The sequence below is a fragment of the Shinella sp. SUS2 genome (genome assembly GCF_001262505.1).
Classification (GTDB): Bacteria; Pseudomonadota; Alphaproteobacteria; order Rhizobiales; family Rhizobiaceae; genus Shinella.
In genome coordinates, this window is record NZ_KQ410726.1 from 285,708 (window position 1) to 301,999 (window position 16,292).

Sequence of the window (16,292 nt, forward strand, 5' to 3'; positions counted from 1 at the left end):
GTCACGCTCAAGGGGCACGTCCTTCCAGCCGTTGCTTTCAACATTATACACTTTCATATAATGTATAATGTTTATTGGCAAGCGGGACTGTGACGGTGCGACGGTTTGTCAGCCGGGCAGGCTGCGCCGGGCCTTGCGCTTGGCGGGGCGCAGCTCGTCGGCGATAGTCATGCCGATGATGGACAGAGGCAGCGCCAGCATGGCGCCGGCCGCGCCCCACATCCAGGTCCAGAAGATGATGGCGGTGAAGATGATGAAAGCGTTGACCTCCAGCCGCTTGCCCATCACGGCCGGCATGATGAGGTTTTCCATGGCAAGGTGCACGACGAAGAAGGCGAGCGCCGGCAGGAGGCCCATCATCAGCGTCTCGTGGGTGAGCAGGCCGGCGGTGGCGAGCGCGATGGTCATCAGCGTCACGCCGAGGAAGGGCACGAAGGAGGAGAGGAAGGCAAAGAGCCCCCAGAGCACGGGCATGGCGAGCCCGCCGCCCCAGGTGATGAGCGCGGTGACGACGCCGAGCGCGCCGTAGACCAGCGCGGCGGTGGCGAAATAATAGCCGAGCGCGCTGTCGATTGCGTTCATTACGCGGATGGCGGCAAGCCGCTGGCCGCGGCGCGGGAAGGCCATGATCAGCATCTGGCGCAGTTTCAGCCGGGCCGAGAGGAAGAGCACCAGCGCGGCGAAGAAGATCATGCCCTGCAGGAGGGCGGGGGTGAGGCTGGCCGAGAGGATGCCGAGGATGCTGCCGGTGTTTTCCAGCACCTTTTCCATCGACATCTGGCCGCTCTCGAAGGTCTGCGGGCTGATGTTCAGCCAGCCGAGGCGGGAGAACAGCGGTGTGATGCGGTCATAGGCCCCGCGCACCAGATCGGGGGCGTTTGCGGCAAGCTGCGTGATCGGATCGGCAAGCATGCCGGCGATGAAGAAGACGCCCACCCCGAAGGCGCCGGCCAGCAGCAGCGCGGTCGGGAGCGGCGGAATGCCGAGATCGGTCAGCTTTTCCGCGGCCACGCCGAAGATCAGGCCGGTGACGACCGCCAGCGACAGCGGAATGAGGATCGGCGCCATGAGATAGACGACGGCCATGGCCATGATGACGAAGATGCCGATGGCTGCCCAGGCCGCGGCGATGTCCAGCCCGTAGCGGTGTGGCGCATCCTGCGAAAGGTCCATTTCCATGTCGAGGCTGCCCCGCAGGAGCCGCCGTTCCGCCGGTTTTCCCGAAATGTCGTGCATGGCATAGCCTCTCTTTGGCGCCAAAAACGCGCGAAGCGTGCGGAAGTTCCGCCGCTTGTGGCCTGAAACCTGCGGTGGGTTGCCAGCGCCGCGAAATCGACATATTGCCCGTTAACCCCGAATTAAGGTGTCGGTAATGACGCCACGAAGAGGAGGCCGACAGTTGAAACGGCAGGCAGGCGGGCTTTTTATCGCCCTTTGCACTCTGGCGCTCGCGCCGCTCTGTTCATCCCCCGCGCTGGCGATCGATGCCCGCGTGCGCAGCCAGCTTCAGAAGCTGACGCCGGAAGAGCGGCTGGAGCAGCGCTGCGACATCGAGGCGATGGACAAGATCAGCGGCGACAAGGGCGGCTTTCGCCCGGACAAGGTGATCGCCTATGCCTTCGGCGATCCCAAGCTCGACGGTACCACGATCAAGACGAAGGGCGCCGTCTTCCGCAGCGGTGGCGAATGGTATCGCCTGTCCTACAAATGCGAGGCGAGCGCCGACCGGCTGGAGGTCAATGCCTTCAAGTACCGCATCGGCGACGTGGTGCCGCACGAGGACTGGGCCGCGCATTATCTCTACGATTGAGGCCGTGGGGCGTCTTATAGCGACGCCCGATACCACCCTCCGCCCAGCAGGGCAGAGGGTGGATGCTCCAACCCTCCACCTTGGCGCGCGTCGGCTCAGGCCGAGAGCTTGAGGCCAATGCCCCAGGGATCGACGAGCGAGACTGTGTCGCCCTCGCGCGTCGTCGCGATCGACAATTCCTCCAGCTTTTTCAGTGCCGTTTCCAGCTTCGCCGGATCGTTGAAGCGGATCGTGTAGTCGGAAAGGCCCGTCATGCCCGTCTGGCGCTTCGGCTGGCCACGGGAGTTCCACACATTGGCGGCGACATGGTGGTGGTACTTGCCCGTCGCGAAGAAGCTGGCGCCGGGATAGCTCGCCATGATGTCGAGGCCGAGCACATCGCGGAAGAAGGCATCCGCCTCCGGGATGTCGGAGACCTGGAGATGGATGTGGCCGATCGCCGTGCCGTTTTCCTGGCCCGTCCAGCCGTCCTTCGGCGCTTCGTCATAAAGAGCCTGCAGGTCGAGCCGGTTCGTCGCCATCTTGACCTTGCCGTCGGGCACATAGGTCCATTCGGCGCGGTCGCGGTCGCGATAGATCTCGATGCCGTTGCCTTCCGGATCGTCGAGATAGATCGCCTCGCTGACGAGATGGTCGGAAGCGCCGGTGAGCGGCACGTTGTTGTGCGCCGCATGGGCGAGCCAGCGGCCGAGTTCCCGGCGGTTGGGCACCAGGAAGGCGGTGTGGAAGAGGCCCGGCGCATTGCGCGGCGCGCGCGCGGCGTTGCTGCCCGTCGTCAGCGTCAGGAGCGGCCGGCCGGCAACGCCGAGCGTTTCGCCAGAAGCCGATGTGTCCAGCACCGAAAGCCCCATCACCTTCTGGTAGAAGGCCGAGAGCATCGGCAGGTCGATCACCGTCAGGTGCGAATGATCGACGAAGGCCGGCATGTCGATGGCGTGGCTGTTCGTATCGTTCATCGGGGCGGTCTCCGCGCGGCTGGGGCCGGCCCTGGTGGCGGCGATGCCCGCGGCGGCGGCGCCGAGGAATGTCCGTCTGTCGAGGTCCGTCATGGTTTTATCCCTGTTTCGGTTTCCCCTGGAAACCGTTCTGTCGTGGGGGAATATGGCGGAGCGGCGGCGTTCACGAAAGGTGGTGTTTCGGCGATTTACTGTCAATGCAGCGTTGACGGTGCCGGTTCGGGAACTTGATTCCGATCAATGTCGTTTCTCAGGCGCGATGCCATTTTCAGTGCATGATCGCAGATGAAAGGAGATCGGTACCGTGACGGACCTGGCGCAGTACAAGGACATTCTGGAGGCCCGCAAGCGCGAGCTCTACAGCCGCCTGAACAGGATCGAGAAGGATCTCGACACGCTGAAGAGCGGCGACAGCGCCGACCGAGCCATCGAGCGGGAGAACGACGAGGTGCTGGAGGAATTCGGCACGACCGGTCTCAAGGAACTGGGCGCCATCGACGCCGCGCTCGACCGCATCGCCGCCGGCACCTTCGGACGGTGTGCCAAGTGCGGTGCGCCGATCTCCGCGGCCCGCCTCGCCGCCGTGCCCCATGCCGCGCTCTGCGAGGAGTGCATCGCGCAGCAATAGCGCTTGCCGCGGGAGGGGTCTCGGGTTTGGGTCGAGCATTCGTCTCACGCGGCAAACTTTTGTGATCCGGCCACACTCTTGCCCCTCGCTTCCAAACGCGCCACCTTGTCTTCATAGACAAGGCAGGATCGGCCGTGATGGAGATCAAGGGCGTCAAATGGAACTATGATCGGGGCGAGGTGATCGCCGACGGCATCGTGCATGGTGTCGGCGTCGTGCTCGCGCTGATCGGCGTGACGGCGCTGATCTTCTATGCCACCGTCTGGGCGACGAGCGGGCAACTGGCGGCCGCCTGGGTTTACGGCGTCGGGCTCGTCGCTGCGCTCGCCACCTCCTTCGCCTACAATCTCTGGCCGGTCTCGACGGTCAAATGGCACCTGCGCCGCTTCGACCATGCCGCGATCTTCGTGCTGATCGCCGCCACCTATACGCCCTTCCTGCAGCGCGGCATCGACGAGCCGCTGCTCGCCGGCATGCTCGTCGGCATCTGGCTGATGGCGGCGGCGGGCGTGGCGCTGAAATTCCTCCTGCCAGGCCGCTACGACCGGCTGGCGATCCTCATCTATCTCGCCATGGGCTGGAGCGGTGTGCTTGCCGCCGGGCCGCTGACGACACACCTCTCCACCGCCACGCTGACGCTCATCGTTGCCGGCGGCGTGCTCTATTCGGTGGGTGTCATCTTCCATGTCTGGGAGAAGCTGCGCTTCCAGAACGCCATCTGGCACGGCTTCGTCGTCGCCGCGGCCGCCGTGCATTATTCGGCAGTGCTGACCAGCGTCGTTTCGGGTGTCTGACGGCGTGTTTCGCCGCTATTGCGCCGGCGGGGCGGTGCCCTGTGCGCTCGTGCAGCCCTCGGCCGGCCGCAGCGATTTCACCAGCTTGCCGATGAGCGGCGACATCTCCGCCTTCATCGATTGCGGATATTCCAGCACGAAGGAGGCGGCCGCCTCGTCGCACAGCGCGATGATCCGGTGATAGAGGATGGAATCGACAAGCGTGCCGGAAAGGCTTGCCCAGCCGGCCGCCTGCCGTTCATAGCTGAGATCCCAGCCCTCGCGCAGATAGGCCATGCGCCGGCTGGCGACCTCGTCCGCGAACGACCCGATCACCAGATGGTTCGCCCAGACGGAGAGCTTGGCCTCGCCATTGGCATAGGTCCGCCCGTCGCCATTGTCGGCCTCCTGCACGAGCGTGAAGCCGGGCGGGACGTCCACCGCAAAACCGAAGCGGGCGTTGGCATAGGGCTCCCAGCCCTGGGCGAAGGCGGCGGCGGGGAGGGTGAAGAAAAGAAGGAAGAGAAAACGTTGCACGATGGGCTACTCGTTGATGGCGTCCCCTGGGGAACGGACAAAGGCGGGCGTTTCTTCACCCTTCAAGCGCTGCTGAAATCCGCGAAGCGATTCCGTTTCAAGGAATTGTGCAGCGCTTTTAAACTGTTACAGCATCCTTCGCGCGTCAAGTTTGCGGCGCCGCGCCACAAAGCAGGCTGGACAGCTTTCCCGCTCCTCCTGTATGGCAGGAGGCAAAACCGGGGGGAACCATGGACATCACGATACGCGACGCCGTGGAGGCGGATCTTCCCGGCATCATGGACATCTACAACGATGCCGTCGCCAACACGACGGCGATCTGGAACGAGGCCACCGTTGACCTCGAAAACCGCAAGGCCTGGTTCTCCGCCCGCCGCGAGCGCGGGTTCCCGGTGCTCGTCGCCATGCGGGGCAAGCAGGTGATCGGTTACGCCTCCTATGGCGACTGGCGGGCCTTCGACGGTTATCGCCACACGGTCGAGCATTCCGTCTATGTGCGCGGCGATTCCCGCGGCACCGGCACGGGCAAGCGCCTGCTCAAGGCGCTGATCGACCGGGCGAGTTTCAACGGCATCCATGTGATGATCGCCGGCATCGAGGCGGAGAACGCCGCCTCGATCAAGCTGCACGAAAAGCTCGGCTTCCGCGTGGTCGGCCGGTTCAGCGAGGTCGGCATCAAGTTCGGCCGCTGGCTGGACCTGACCTGCATGGAACTCAAGGTTCCCAAGCGGTAGGCCCGGCCCGCGGCCGCCTTTCCATGCGCCTCAGTCCGGATCGAAGCTGAGGGCCACGCCGTTCATGCAGAAGCGCAGGCCCGTCGGCGGCGGACCGTCCGGGAAGACGTGGCCGAGATGCGCGTCGCAGTCCGAACACCGGATTTCCGTGCGCGTCATGCCGTAGGAATAGTCGGAATGGTCCGCCACGGCGCCGGGCTCGATCGGCTGGTAGAAGCTCGGCCAGCCGGTGCCGGAATTGAACTTCGCCTCCGAGCGGTAGAGTGGCCTGTCGCAGCAGATGCAGTGATAGGTGCCTTTCTTGGAAAGGTCGAAGTCGGGGCTGGAAAAGGCACGCTCCGTGCCGTGTTCGCGCGTGATGCGGAACTGTTCCGGTGTGAGGATCTCCCGCCACTCGTCCTTCGTCTTGTTGACCTTCAGTGTCTTCGTGTCGCTCATCGCGTCCTCCTGTCGGAACCATAGATAGGGTGCCGGGGGCGGCAAGACAATCTTTGGCGGTATCCTGATGGAGAGCTGGCAAACACATCGTTTGCGGCGTAAAGTAATACGCACTTTCACGACGGTATTACCGAGGGTTCATGAGCACGACGGTGACGAGCAAGGGGCAGGTGACGATCCCGAAGGCCGTGCGGGACTTCCTTGGCATCGGCCCCGGCAGCCGGGTCGAGTTCCGCCGGGTCGGGGATGGCAGCATCGTCGTCGTGCCCCTGGACGATGCCCGGCCGAAAAGCCGGTTTGCGCGCCTGCGCGGCCAGGCCGGTCAGGGAATGACGACGGACGAGATCATGGCACTGACGCGCGGCGACGATTGAGCATGTTCCTGGTCGACACGAATGTCCTGCTCGACCTCGTGACGGAAGATCCGGTCTGGGCTGCGTGGTCGCAGGCCGAGCTTGAGGCCGCCGCATTGCTTGGTCCCCTCGCGATCAACGATGTCGTCTATGCCGAGCTTTCCGTGCGCTACCGGGATATTGCCGATCTCGATGCGATGGTCGCGCTGGCGGAGCTGGAGCCCTTGCCCATGCCGCGGCAGGCCCTTTTCCTTGCGGGAAAGGCCTTCCAGGCCTATCGCCGGACCGGCGGCAACCGCGTGAGCGTGCTGCCGGACTTCTTCATCGGCGCCCATGCCGCGGTTGCCGGCCTGACCTTGATCACACGGGACGCCGGGCGATACCGGACTTACTTCCCGAGCCTTGCCTTGCATACGCCTGATCCGCCTGAAGGTGGGTAAAACGTCGCAGGTTTGCCGTTCAAGGGTGGTGATTTTCGTCATACCGACGTAGAACCGGCGATCTGAAAAACACGGCAAGACGGGTGGAGCCCGCGGATGAGGGAGACGGAATGATTCCAGACACGATGGGCTTGACCTTCCTCGCCTTCTGTCTGCCGTTTCTCGGCGCGCTCATCGCGCCGGCGCTCACGCGGCTTCTCGGACACCATGCCGCCTGGCCCCTGGCGCTGGTGCCGGCCGCCGTCTTCCTCCATTTTCTCGGCTTCAACGCGGAAGTGTCGCGCGGCGAGATCGTCACGGGCGGCTATGCCTGGGTGCCGTCCTACAATGTCAGCTTCTCCTGGCTGATCGACGGCCTGTCGCTCGCCTTCCTGCTGCTGATTTCCGGCATCGGCACGCTGATCGTGCTCTATGCGGGCGGTTACCTGAAGGGACATCCGCATCAGGGGCGATTCTTCTCCTTCATCCTGATGTTCATGGGTGCGATGCTCGGCCTCGTCGCCTCCGACAGCTTCCTGATGCTATTCGTCTTCTGGGAGCTGACCTCGATCACCTCCTTCCTCCTGATCGGCTTCGACCATGCGCGGGAAGCCTCGCGCCGCGCCGCGCTGCAGGCGCTGGTCGTCACCGGCGGGGGCGGGCTTTTCCTTCTGGCGGGACTGCTGCTCCTGTGGAACGTCACGGACGTCACGCAGCTGTCGCTGCTGATGTCCTTTGGCGCGGAGGTGCGGACGAGCCCGTTCTACCTGCCGCTGCTTTTCCTCATTCTCGGCGGCGCATTCACCAAGTCGGCGCAGTTCCCGTTCCATTTCTGGCTGCCGAACGCCATGGAAGCGCCGACGCCCGTCTCGGCCTATCTGCACTCCGCGACCATGGTGAAGGCCGGCGTCTATCTCCTGATGCGGCTCAATCCCGTGATGGGCGACACGGTCGCCTGGGAGACGATCCTGCCGGCCTTCGGCGGGCTGACGCTGCTCGTCGGCGCGGTGCTCGCCATCCGCCAGACGGATCTCAAGCTGATGCTGGCCTATACGACGGTCGCCTCGCTTGGCCTTCTCGTGATGCTGACCGGCTTCGGCTCGGACCATGCGGTGGCCGCCGCTGCACTTTATCTCGTCGCCCATTCGCTCTTCAAGGGCGCGCTCTTCATGGTCGCCGGGCTCATCGACCACGAGACGGGCACGCGCGACATCACGAAACTGGGCGGGCTCAAGCGGGCGATGCCCGTCACCTTCCTCGCCGCGCTGCTTGCCGCGCTCTCCATGGCCGGCCTGCCGCCCTTTTTCGGCTTCCTTGCCAAGGAAGAGATCTATGTGGCGCTCGCCGGCGGCAACCTGCGCCAGATCGCCTTCACCGCCGCGGCCATCATCGGCAACGGCCTGATGTTCGCCGTCGCCTTCGCCGTGGCGCTGAAGCCGTTCCTCGGCGCGCCGGTCGAGACGCCGAAACATGCGCATGAAGGACCGGCCCTCCTTTGGATCGGTCCCATGCTGCTCGCCGTCATGGGGCTGGTCGTCGGTGTCTTCTCCGCGATCACCCATGCCGTGCTGACCTCGCCGCTTGCCTCTGCCATTGCCGGAAAGCAGGAGACGGTCACCATCTCGGCCGTGCCGCATCTCAGCCTCGCACTGGCGCTGTCCGCCGTCACCGTTGCCTTCGGCATTGCCGTCTTCCTCTTCCTCGAGAAGGCGCGCGCGATGGCGAACCGGCTGGTCGAGGACATCGGCTGGGGACCGGACCGCGGCTTCGACCAGGCGATGACCGGCCTCGTGCGCGCCGCCACGACGGTCACCCGGCTCGTCCAGCCCGGCCGCATGGAAATCTACATGACGGCGACCTTCGCCGTGATCGCGCTCGCGCTGCTCGTGCCGCCGGCGGTCTATGGCGAATGGCCGCGCCTGCCGGTCTGGCCGGCCGACATGCCGTTCCACGAACTGGCGGTCATGGTGCTCGCCGTCGTCGGCCTCTGCGCCGTCTTGACGGCGAGCAATCGCCTGACGGCCATCGTCGCGCTCGGCATCCAGGGCTTTTGCGTCGCCATGCTCTTCCTGCTCTTCGGCGCGCCGGATCTCGCCTTCGTGCAGTTCATGATCGAGACGCTGTCGGTCGTCATCCTCGCCCTTGTCATGACACGATTGAAGCTGACACCGCGCGACCACCGGCCGCTGAGGGAGAAGATCCCGGATGCCGTGATCGCCATCGCCTGCGGGCTCGGCTTCTCGCTCTATCTCCTCAAGGTCACGCAGGGCCGCTTCGACACGGCGCTCACCGATTTCTTCAACCTCTATTCCAAGACGATCGCCCACGGTGCCAATGTGGTGAACGTCATCATCGTCGATTTCCGCGGCACGGACACGCTGGGCGAGATCGCCGTCGTCATGGTGACGGGCCTGGCGATCCTGTCGATCATCCGCATCCGCAAGGGTGGCAAGGCGGGAGGCAAGGCATGAACACGCTCATCTTCCGCACCGTCGCGCCGTTCCTCACCGCGCTGATGGTGCTGTTCTCGATCTTCGTCTTGCTGCGCGGCCACAACGAACCCGGCGGCGGCTTCACGGGCGGGCTGATCGCGGTCTCCGCGCTTGCGATCTTCGGCATCGCCAACGGCATTGCCGCCGTGCGCAAGGCCCTGTGGTTCCACCCGATGGCGATCTCGGCCTTCGGCCTCTTCATCGCGGCGGTCGCCGGCCTTATGTCGATCTTCTTTGCCGTCCCCTTCATGACCGGGCTCTGGGTCTATCCCGTCATCCTCGGCGTCGAGATCCCGCTCTCCAGCGTCATGCTGTTCGATACCGGCGTCTATCTCGTGGTGGTGGGGGCAATCACCTCCATCGCGCTGGCGCTCGAGACGGAGGACGTGTGATGGAAGTGCCCTTCGTCCTCCTCATCGGCCTGTTCTTCGCCGCCGCCGTCTATCTGATGCTGTCGAAGTTTCTGGTGCGCGTGCTGCTCGGCGTCGTGTTGCTCGGCAATGCGGTGAACCTGCTGCTCTTCACCAATGGCCGCATTCTGCGCGAGGTGCCTCCGATCATTCCCGCCGGCCACGACGTGCCGCAGACGCTCACCGCCAATCCGCTGCCGCAGGCCCTCATCCTGACGGCGATCGTCATTTCCTTTTCCTTCTTCGCCTTCCTGCTGGTGCTCGTCTACCGCGCCTACCAGGACCTCGGCACCGACAACGGTAACGAGATGCGCCTGGCGGAGCCGGAGAACGATCCCCTCCCGCCGACCGGCTACTGACAGGAACCGCCCCGCCAATGGCCGCTACGCCTACCGATCTCTCCGCAGCCCTCGTCATGACCCCGGTCCCAACCCTCGACTGGCTGGTCGTCCTGCCGCCCGTCTGGTGCATTCTGGCCGGCGCGGTGCTGCTGATGGCCCGCAAGTCGCTGCACCTGCAGGGCTTCCTTGCCGTTCCCGCACTGGCCGTCCTGGTGCTGCTCGATGCGCTGCTGCTCGGCCATGTCCTGGCGAACGGCCCCGTGACGATGGTGATGGGCCGCTGGCTGCCGCCGTTCGGCATCGCGTTCACGGCGGACCTGACGGGCGTGCTCTTTGCCCTCGTGGGCGCCGTCGTGGCGCTTGCGGGCGCCGTGCACGCACTCGGCGATATCGACGGCAGCGGCCTGCGCTACGGCTTCTATCCCTTCCTGCTCTTGCTGATGGCCGGCGTTTCCGGCGCGTTTCTGACCGGCGACATCTTCAACCTCTATGTCTGGTTCGAGGTGCTGCTGATCTCGTCCTTCGGTCTCCTCACGCTCGGCTCGGAGCCGCGGCAGATCGACGGCGCGATCAAATACGCCTTCCTGAACCTCATCGCGACGACGCTGTTCCTCGTCACCACGGGCTATCTCTATGGTATCTTCGGCACGCTCAACATGGCCGACATTGCCACGAAGGCGGCGGCGGGCCGCGCCGAGCTGCCGCTGATGACGCTCGCCATGCTCTATCTCACGGCCTTCGGCATGAAGGCCGCGGCCTTTCCGGTGAATTTCTGGCTGCCGGCCTCCTACCACACGCCGCGCGTCGTGGTGTCGGCGCTGTTCGCCGGCCTGCTCACCAAGGTCGGCATCTATGCGCTGCTGCGCACGCTGATCATGCTCTTTCCCGTCGAGCGGGAGGAACTGAGCTTCGTCATCGCGCTGGCGGGCGCCGCCACCATGATCCTCGGGGCGCTCGGCGCGCTCGGGCAGAGCGACATCCGCCGGCTGCTCGGCTATCTCGTCATCTCGGGTATCGGCGTCATGCTGGCCGGCCTGTCGCTCGGCAGCCCCGGCGGCACGGGCGGGGCGATCTTCTATGCGCTGCACTCCATGGTCGTGATGACGGCGCTCTACATGGCTGCGGGCCTTGCCGGGCGGCTTGCCGGCTCGTTCGATCTCGCCCGTCTCGGCGGGCTCTACACGCGCTCGGCGCTGTTTGCCGCCCTGTCGCTGGTGCTGTTCTTCGCGGTGTCCGGCCTGCCGCCGTTCTCCGGCTTCTGGCCGAAGGTCATGGTGGCGAAGGCGGCGATGGATATCGGCGCCTGGTGGCTGGCGGCGGTGGTCTTCCTCACCGGTTTCCTGACGACCATCGCAGTCGGCCGCGTCTTCCTTCTGGCCTACTGGCGGCCGGCGGGCGGCGCGCTGGCGGATGAGGCCATTCCGGCAAGCGCGCTGCTGCCGCTTGCCGCGCTCACCGCGCTGACGGTGGTCTTCGGCCTCTTTCCCGAGACGCTGCTCTCCACCATCCAGCTGGCCGCGCAGGGGCTGGCCGATCCGCGGGCCTATATCGGCTCGGTCTTTCCGGGGGGGAACTGACATGCGGCCCGCCTTCACCGTCGCCCTCCTGGCACTGTTATGGCTCGCCGTCTCCGGCAGCTTCACCCTTCCCAATCTCCTGCTCGGCCTTGTCGCCGGTGCGCTGTCGCTCGCGCTGATCCGCGACCACATCCAGCCGGACGGACGGCGCATCCGGCCGCTCAAGCTGCTGTCGCTCGTCCTCCTGTTCATCAAGGAGCTGGCGCTCTCGGCCTGGAAAGTGGCGGTGCTGGTGGCGAGCCCGAAAATGGCGTTGAAACCCGGCATCTTCGCCTTTCAGCTGACGGTCGACCGGGATTTCGAGATCACGCTGCTTGCCAACCTCATCACGCTGACGCCGGGCACGCTTTCCGTCGACGTTTCCGCCGACCGCAAGGTGCTCTATGTGCACGCGCTCGACTGCTCCGATCCCGTCGGCACCCGGCGGGACATCGCCGATGGATTTGAGAAGAAGATCCTGGAGGCCTTCCGCTGATGGGCGCCGAAACCGTCATCTCCGCCGCCGCGACCATCGCGCTCTTCCTGATGTGCGCGGCCTTCTTCCTGACGGCCTACCGGGTCGTCAAGGGACCGACATTGCCGGACCGCATCGTCGCGCTCGACATGCTGGTGGCCATCGCCATCGGCTTCATCGCCGTCCTCGCCATCAAGACCGGCTTCAACCTCTATATCGACATCGCCATCGCGCTTGGCCTCGTCGGGTTCCTCGCCACCGTGGCCTTCGCGCGCTTCGTGCTGCGCCAGGGCATGGAGGCGGACGAACCGGCGGCGGGCGGCGAGAGCCCCGCCCGCAAGGGCGTACGGCAGGGCAAGGCAACCAGGGCAAGGAGGCGGCGCTGATGCTGGATCTCGTTCTTTCCATCGTCGTCGCCGTCATGCTGGTCGCCGGCGGCATCTTCACCTTCCTGGCGGCCCTCGGCATCGTGCGCCTGCCGGATGTCTATACCCGCATGCACGCCGCCTCGAAGGCGGGCACGGTGGGCTCCGGCCTGATGCTCTTTGCCGCCGGCATCCATTCCCTCGACGCGGCGATCTTCACGCGCGCGCTCGCCGGCTTCATCTTCTTCGTGCTGACCGCGCCGATCGCCGCCCACCTCATCGCCAGGGCGGCGCACGAGGCGGGATATCGCTTCTCGCGCCATGCGGTGCTCGACGAGATGCGCGACGCGCGCGAACGCGGCAACAAGAAGCGTTGATAAAGGGTTGAGAAGCAAACCCCGAGAAATTGTACTATCCACCAATTTTTAGTGGTTTCTATTTCACCTCAAAGATTCCAATGTTATTTCTCTAAAATAATACTGGACAACGAATTGCGGAATGATATTCCAAGTGAAGTAAAGCATTCGGGTTGATTTAGCTTGCGTGCGGTTTTCCTGTTTAAGTTGAGTTCGGACCGTATTTATGCCCGCGGGGTATATGTCTCGGAAAGAGCCGGCATGTGACGCGGCGACCGCTGTAGTGGAAGTTATATCGACAGAAATGTCTGCATTTCCGCCGGCGAGCATTATTCTGCCACAGGATCGCCCGACAAAGACGCTTTACGCCGAATTCATTGTTCAGGCCGGTGGATAGGGCCATCGACCTTCGTGTTGTCCGACAGGAGAAAGAAATGACCGAAACAACCCTTGGCGCCGGCTCCAATCTGCTTGTGGAACTGACTGCCGATATCGTCGCTGCCTATGTCGGCAACCATGTCGTTCCGGTTGCAGAACTGCCGGGCCTGATCGCCGACGTGCATGCCGCACTCAACAACACGACGCAGCCCGCTGCCGCCGTGGAAGTGCCCGTCGTCGCCGAAAAGCCGAAGCCGCCGGTTCCGGTGAAGAAGTCCGTGCAGAACGATTACATCATCTGCCTGGAGGACGGCCAGAAGTTCAAGTCGCTGAAGCGCCACCTGATGACCCATTACGGCATGACCCCGGAAGAGTACCGCGAGAAGTGGGACCTGCCGGCAGATTACCCGATGGTCGCGCCCGCCTATGCCGAGGCCCGTTCGCGCCTCGCCAAGGAAATGGGCCTCGGCCAGCGCCGCAAGGGCAAGTAAGTCTCGCATCTATCTATGCGAATCGAAAGCCGGTCCCGAAAGGGGCCGGCTTTCTGCGTTTATGGCCCGTCTGGGCGCGCATCGGATCGAATGAAAAGGAAAAAATGCCTATATGGGGATATGAAGCACAGGTTATTAAAGAAATTCAATGGATGGTTGGGCGATTATGCTTCATTCGTCCTCGGTCATCCTCTAGGGTGTATGAATAAATTCCTATAAACGGAGTGGCCAGTCATGCACCAGTTCATCGTTCCCCACCGGCGGGCATCCCTCAAGACCGCATCCGGTCCTGCGCCGGAGATCAAATGCGTCGTGCCCGACGCGCCAGCACCGGTCGTGCCGGCCGGCATTGCCTGCCGCATCGTGCGCCAGCTCGTCCTGGAAATGATGGCCATGGCGGGCGACCGGGCGCTCTGGCGGCGGGACAGCCGGCGCTCCGCCTGCCATGTGCGCCAGATCGCCATGTATGTCTGCCACGTCGTGCTGCGGCTGCCCCAGGCCGATATCGGCGCCGCCTTCGGGCGCGACCGGACGACGGTCGGCCATGCCTGCAACGTGGTGGAAGACCGCCGCGACAATGCCGCCTTCGATGCCTTCGTCTCGGCGGTCGAGCGCGTCGTGCAGTCGGTCTTCGGCCCGGCGGGGATCGGCAGCCATGGGTGAGGGGGCGGTGGTGGACGATGCCGCGCTTGCAAGGCTCCTGCGCTTTCTGCTGGTGGCCGGTGGGGCAAAGGTGACGGAGGACGAAGCGCTTGCCGCCGACGGGCGCCGGCAGCCGCTTGCCCCGACGCTTCTGGCCGAGGCGGTGCGCCGCGGGCTGGTGCGGCGCGAGGGCGACCGTGCCTTTGCGGCGGGGGAGGCGCGCGCCTATCTCAGGCGCCGGCTCTGCACGGCCGGAACACCCTTTGCCGAACAGCACCGCGACATGACCGAGGTGACGGTGCTGCGTGACGGGATGCGGGAGCGGGCGCGCGCCAACCGGCTGGAATCGCCGCTTGCGAGCCTGACACGGCTGAAGGAGAAGACGGGCGAGGCCTTCCTGCCGGAGACGGCCTTTGCCGCCGGGGAAAGGCTGCATGCGGATTTCACCCGCGGCGGCCTGCAGCCGCGGTTGACCATGGCGTGGGAGCCGCGCATCGCGGGCCGCCAGAAAGGCGAGGCGGGCACGGCGCGCGAGCTCACCGATACCGCGCTTGCCGCGCGCCTGCGGGTCGCGCACGCCATTGCGGCGATCGGCCCGGAGCTGTCCGGCGTCGCGCTCGATGTCTGCTGCTTCATGAAGGGACTGGAGACCGTGGAGCGCGAGCGGCAATGGCCCGCCCGCTCCGCCAAACTCATGCTGCGCGCCGCCCTGATGGCGCTCGCCCGCCATTATGCCCCGCCGGTCCCGGCCGGGCGGCGGTCGCATGCCTGGGGTGCGCAAGGCTATCGGCCGGAACTGCCGGGATGAGGGCCGCCCGCCGCGGCGTGTTGGCGGGCCGCGCGGTGCCTAGTGCATTTCCAGCCGAAGCGAAATCGCTTCGGCGTCGGATAATGCGGTAAAAACAAGAATCCAGAGCATTTCCGGTGAGCCGGAAATGCTCTAGGCCGCCACCCGTACGGCGGCTTCTTCCCGTATGCGCCGCACCATCGAGCGCAGACCGTTGGCGCGCTGGGAGGAGAGGTGCTCGACGAGGCCGATGGCGTTGAAGGTGTCGATCGCATCGAGCGCGGCGATCTCGGAGGCGCGCTTGCCGGAATAGATGGCGAGCACGATGGCGACGAGGCCGCGCACGATATGGGCGTCCGAATCGCCTTCGAAGGTCATCATAGGATCGGCGCCCGCATCGGCCTTGCTGACGAGCCAGACCTGGCTGGCGCAGCCCTGCACCTTGTTGGTGGCGGTGCGCTGTTCCTCCGGCAGGTCCGGCAGCGCCTTGCCCAGCTCGATCACATAGCGGTAGCGGTCCTCCCACTCCTCGAGGAAGGCGAAGTCGTCGATGATCTCTTGCAGCGTGGCCATGGTTCTTCCGTATGCGGGGACTGCCTTCATATAGGCGAGCCGGCCCGGAATTTGAACCGGAAAGCGTGCGGACAAAAAGAAACGCCGTAGGGAACGGGTCCATACGGCGGTTGCAGGGCAACGAGTGAGGCAGGCAGAAAAACGGTCACGCGAGGTCCGGGCGGGAAAAGACGGCCTGTTCCGGACATGCGGGAAATGGGTGGCGGTATCAGCCCTTGTGGTCGGGGCGGCGGGTCGGGATGGCAACGGTGCCGGTGATGACCTCGTCGTCGGCATCGATCGTGGCAACGGCCGGAAGCGGCTGGTCGAGCGCTTCTTCGGCGGCCGGATCGGCCTTGGCGACGGCGGTGCCTTCTTCGGCGAACTGGGTGTCGAGGAACTGATAGGCGATGCGGGCGCCTTCACGGGCCCGGTGGCCGAGGGCGACGAAGGTCTCGGCGCCCTTTTCGCAGACGTCCGGCTTTTCGAGGCACATCGCCGTTACATAATGCAGCGCTTCGCTGGCGGCAGTGAACGTGTCGCCGATCTCGACCGTCGGGCCCTTTTCCAGCTTGGCGGAGGATTCCGCGTCCAGGAAGGGGAGCAGGACGAGAACCATTGAGAACCAGAACGTTCCCTTGATCAGAAACCACATCGCTTGCCATCCTCGTTATCGCCTCGGCTCTTTGCGGCCTTCGGCTTGTTTGGTCCTTGGCGAACCGTTGATGCGAGAATAGGGGCGGGAAGGAAATTCCCCTTTGAAAGAATCATTCGGGTTTTGCCCAGTTTTGATTAAAAT

Annotated in this window: 22 protein-coding genes; 16 read left to right on the plus strand and 6 right to left on the minus strand. The window is 64.8% G+C overall.

The features are described from left to right. Positions 1–108 precede the first annotated feature (108 nt). Positions 109–1,236, minus strand: coding sequence for an AI-2E family transporter (locus tag AKG11_RS08305; protein ID WP_082342374.1), 1,128 nt, complete (start codon positions 1,234–1,236; stop codon positions 109–111). Positions 1,237–1,399: 163 nt separating this feature from the next. On the opposite strand from AKG11_RS08305, the gene AKG11_RS08310 reads away from it, so the two are divergent. Next, entirely contained in the window at positions 1,400–1,810 is a 411-nt protein-coding gene (locus tag AKG11_RS08310; protein WP_023516334.1) for a DUF930 domain-containing protein, read from the plus strand. A gap of 95 nt (positions 1,811–1,905) precedes the next feature. On the opposite strand, the gene AKG11_RS08315 is transcribed toward AKG11_RS08310, so the two are convergent. After that, entirely contained in the window at positions 1,906–2,766 is an 861-nt protein-coding gene (locus AKG11_RS08315; RefSeq protein ID WP_050743600.1) for a VOC family protein, read from the minus strand. Positions 2,767–3,070: 304 nt separating this feature from the next. On the opposite strand from AKG11_RS08315, the gene AKG11_RS08320 reads away from it, so the two are divergent. Then, positions 3,071–3,394, plus strand: a complete 324-nt coding sequence (locus tag AKG11_RS08320; protein ID WP_050743533.1) for a TraR/DksA family transcriptional regulator — start codon at positions 3,071–3,073, stop codon at positions 3,392–3,394. Between the two features lie 137 nt (positions 3,395–3,531). Further along, the gene (locus AKG11_RS08325; protein WP_088016481.1) at positions 3,532–4,188 is read left to right on the plus strand and encodes a PAQR family membrane homeostasis protein TrhA; all 657 of its coding nucleotides are present in this window, start codon (positions 3,532–3,534) and stop codon (positions 4,186–4,188) included. A 15-nt stretch (positions 4,189–4,203) separates the two neighbouring features. Here AKG11_RS08325 and AKG11_RS08330 read toward each other — a convergent pair whose 3' ends face one another. Further along, positions 4,204–4,704 (minus strand): hypothetical protein, encoded by a 501-nt coding sequence (locus AKG11_RS08330; protein ID WP_050743535.1) that lies wholly within the window; start codon positions 4,702–4,704, stop codon positions 4,204–4,206. Between the two features lie 230 nt (positions 4,705–4,934). Here AKG11_RS08330 and AKG11_RS08335 point away from each other — a divergent pair, with 230 nt between their 5' ends. Then, positions 4,935–5,438 carry a GNAT family N-acetyltransferase gene (locus tag AKG11_RS08335; protein ID WP_023512958.1) on the plus strand — a complete coding sequence of 168 codons (504 nt, stop codon included), beginning with the start codon at positions 4,935–4,937 and terminating at the stop codon, positions 5,436–5,438. 30 nt (positions 5,439–5,468) lie between these two features. On the opposite strand, the gene msrB is transcribed toward AKG11_RS08335, so the two are convergent. Further along, on the minus strand, positions 5,469–5,876 hold the full coding sequence (gene msrB / locus AKG11_RS08340) for a peptide-methionine (R)-S-oxide reductase MsrB (RefSeq protein WP_023512957.1): 408 nt from the start codon (positions 5,874–5,876) through the stop codon (positions 5,469–5,471). A 140-nt stretch (positions 5,877–6,016) separates the two neighbouring features. On the opposite strand from msrB, the gene AKG11_RS08345 reads away from it, so the two are divergent. From AKG11_RS08345 to AKG11_RS08400, 12 genes are all read left to right on the plus strand, one after another. After that, positions 6,017–6,250 (plus strand): AbrB/MazE/SpoVT family DNA-binding domain-containing protein, encoded by a 234-nt coding sequence (locus AKG11_RS08345; protein ID WP_023512956.1) that lies wholly within the window; start codon positions 6,017–6,019, stop codon positions 6,248–6,250. A 2-nt stretch (positions 6,251–6,252) separates the two neighbouring features. Beyond that, entirely contained in the window at positions 6,253–6,669 is a 417-nt protein-coding gene (locus tag AKG11_RS08350; RefSeq protein WP_023512955.1) for a type II toxin-antitoxin system VapC family toxin, read from the plus strand. Positions 6,670–6,779: 110 nt separating this feature from the next. Further along, on the plus strand, positions 6,780–9,119 hold the full coding sequence (locus AKG11_RS08355; protein ID WP_050743536.1) for a putative monovalent cation/H+ antiporter subunit A: 2,340 nt from the start codon (positions 6,780–6,782) through the stop codon (positions 9,117–9,119). Further along, positions 9,116–9,532 carry a Na(+)/H(+) antiporter subunit B gene (locus AKG11_RS08360; RefSeq protein WP_023516525.1) on the plus strand — a complete coding sequence of 139 codons (417 nt, stop codon included), beginning with the start codon at positions 9,116–9,118 and terminating at the stop codon, positions 9,530–9,532. The genes AKG11_RS08355 and AKG11_RS08360 overlap by 4 nt, the downstream gene beginning before the upstream one ends. Beyond that, a complete protein-coding gene (locus AKG11_RS08365; RefSeq protein WP_050743537.1) occupies positions 9,532–9,909 on the plus strand; it encodes a Na+/H+ antiporter subunit C in 378 nt (125 codons plus the stop codon). The genes AKG11_RS08360 and AKG11_RS08365 overlap by 1 nt, the downstream gene beginning before the upstream one ends. A 17-nt stretch (positions 9,910–9,926) precedes the next feature. Continuing rightward, the gene (locus tag AKG11_RS08370; protein ID WP_050743538.1) at positions 9,927–11,468 is read left to right on the plus strand and encodes a Na+/H+ antiporter subunit D; all 1,542 of its coding nucleotides are present in this window, start codon (positions 9,927–9,929) and stop codon (positions 11,466–11,468) included. Position 11,469: 1 nt separating this feature from the next. Then, entirely contained in the window at positions 11,470–11,943 is a 474-nt protein-coding gene (locus tag AKG11_RS08375) for a Na+/H+ antiporter subunit E (RefSeq protein ID WP_050743539.1), read from the plus strand. Continuing rightward, positions 11,943–12,308: a cation:proton antiporter gene (locus AKG11_RS08380; RefSeq protein ID WP_023516529.1), complete on the plus strand. Its 366-nt coding sequence runs from the start codon at positions 11,943–11,945 to the stop codon at positions 12,306–12,308. The genes AKG11_RS08375 and AKG11_RS08380 overlap by 1 nt, the downstream gene beginning before the upstream one ends. After that, positions 12,308–12,664: a monovalent cation/H(+) antiporter subunit G gene (mnhG, locus tag AKG11_RS08385; protein ID WP_023516530.1), complete on the plus strand. Its 357-nt coding sequence runs from the start codon at positions 12,308–12,310 to the stop codon at positions 12,662–12,664. Before AKG11_RS08380 ends, mnhG begins: the two co-directional genes overlap by 1 nt. A 413-nt stretch (positions 12,665–13,077) precedes the next feature. Beyond that, positions 13,078–13,512, plus strand: coding sequence for a Ros/MucR family transcriptional regulator (locus tag AKG11_RS08390; RefSeq protein WP_024270260.1), 435 nt, complete (start codon positions 13,078–13,080; stop codon positions 13,510–13,512). A gap of 234 nt (positions 13,513–13,746) precedes the next feature. After that, positions 13,747–14,175: a helix-turn-helix domain-containing protein gene (locus AKG11_RS08395; RefSeq protein ID WP_050743540.1), complete on the plus strand. Its 429-nt coding sequence runs from the start codon at positions 13,747–13,749 to the stop codon at positions 14,173–14,175. Next, positions 14,168–14,962, plus strand: a complete 795-nt coding sequence (locus AKG11_RS08400) for a DUF6456 domain-containing protein (protein ID WP_050743541.1) — start codon at positions 14,168–14,170, stop codon at positions 14,960–14,962. The genes AKG11_RS08395 and AKG11_RS08400 overlap by 8 nt, the downstream gene beginning before the upstream one ends. Positions 14,963–15,094: 132 nt before the next feature. Here AKG11_RS08400 and AKG11_RS08405 read toward each other — a convergent pair whose 3' ends face one another. Continuing rightward, positions 15,095–15,514 carry a SufE family protein gene (locus AKG11_RS08405; RefSeq protein ID WP_050743542.1) on the minus strand — a complete coding sequence of 140 codons (420 nt, stop codon included), beginning with the start codon at positions 15,512–15,514 and terminating at the stop codon, positions 15,095–15,097. Between the two features lie 208 nt (positions 15,515–15,722). Continuing rightward, positions 15,723–16,148 (minus strand): DUF5330 domain-containing protein, encoded by a 426-nt coding sequence (locus AKG11_RS08410; protein WP_024270257.1) that lies wholly within the window; start codon positions 16,146–16,148, stop codon positions 15,723–15,725. Positions 16,149–16,292: the final 144 nt, after the last annotated feature.